Origin of the sequence: Streptomyces hyderabadensis (assembly GCF_020404845.1) — a bacterium.
Lineage (GTDB): Bacteria > Actinomycetota > Actinomycetes > Streptomycetales > Streptomycetaceae > Streptomyces > Streptomyces hyderabadensis.
Window position 1 is genome coordinate 1 of record NZ_JAIOJZ010000135.1, and the last position, 1,095, is coordinate 1,095.

The window sequence follows — 1,095 nt, forward strand, 5'->3', positions numbered from 1 at the left end:
GCAGCGATCTCACCGATCGAATGCCCCGCCACCGCATCCGGCCGCACCCCCCACGACTCCAGCAACCGGAACAACGCCACCTCCACCGCGAACAACGCCGGCTGCGTGAACTCCGTCCGCGACAACACCTCCGCATCCCCGCCCCACACCACCTCACCCAGCCCACACGACAGCAACGGATCCAGAACGGCACACACCTCGTCCCACGCCTCCCGGAACACCGGGAAAACGCCATACAACTCCCGCCCCATCCCCAACCGCTGAGCACCCTGACCCGTAAACAGGAAGGCGGACATTCCCTCCACCACAGGGCCGGTGAGGGACAACTCATCCAGGGTGGCGAGAAGTTCGTTCCGGTCGGAGCCGACGACCACAGCTCGGTGCTCCAGCGCGCTGCGCGTCGTGGCGAGGGAGAAGGCCACGTCCACCGGTCGGAGTTCGGGGTGTTCGGTGACGTGTGAGCGCAGCCGCTCGGCTTGTGCGCGCAGGGCCTGAGGGGACGCCGCCGACAGGACCCACGGGAGGGCGCCCCCGTTCCAGGGCTCGGCCTCCGCGGGAGCGGTGGGCTCGGGGGCCTGCTCGATGATCACGTGCGCGTTGGTGCCACTGAACCCGAACGACGACACCCCCGCCCGCCGCGGCTCCCGGGCCTCGGGCCACTCGCGCGGTTCGGTGAGCAGCCGTACCTGACCCGCCGACCAGTCAATGTGGGGAGAGGGTTCGTCGGCGTGCAGCGTCCGCGGCAGGACGCCCTCCCGCAACGCCATCACCATCTTGATCACACCGCCCACACCCGCCGCGGCCTGCGCATGCCCGATGTTCGACTTCAACGACCCCAACCACAACGGCCGCCCCTCTGCACGGCCCTGCCCGTACGTGGCCTGCAACGCCTGCACCTCGATCGGATCACCCAGCGACGTACCCGTACCGTGACCCTCCACCACATCCACCTGCGCGGCTTCCAATCCCGCGTTGGCCAGCGCCTGCCGGATCACCCGCTGCTGAGACGGACCGTTCGGAGCCGTCAGACCGTTCGACGCACCGTCCTGATTGACCGCACTGCCCCGCACCACCGCAAGGACCGGGTGCCCCAGA

At 69.3% G+C, this 1,095-nt stretch carries 1 protein-coding gene; it reads right to left on the bottom strand.

Going from position 1 to position 1,095, the window contains the following annotated elements; genetic code table 11:
• A partial coding sequence (locus K7854_RS37215) for an acyltransferase domain-containing protein (protein ID WP_226030979.1) occupies nucleotides 1-1,095 on the bottom strand: 1,095 nt, incomplete at both ends.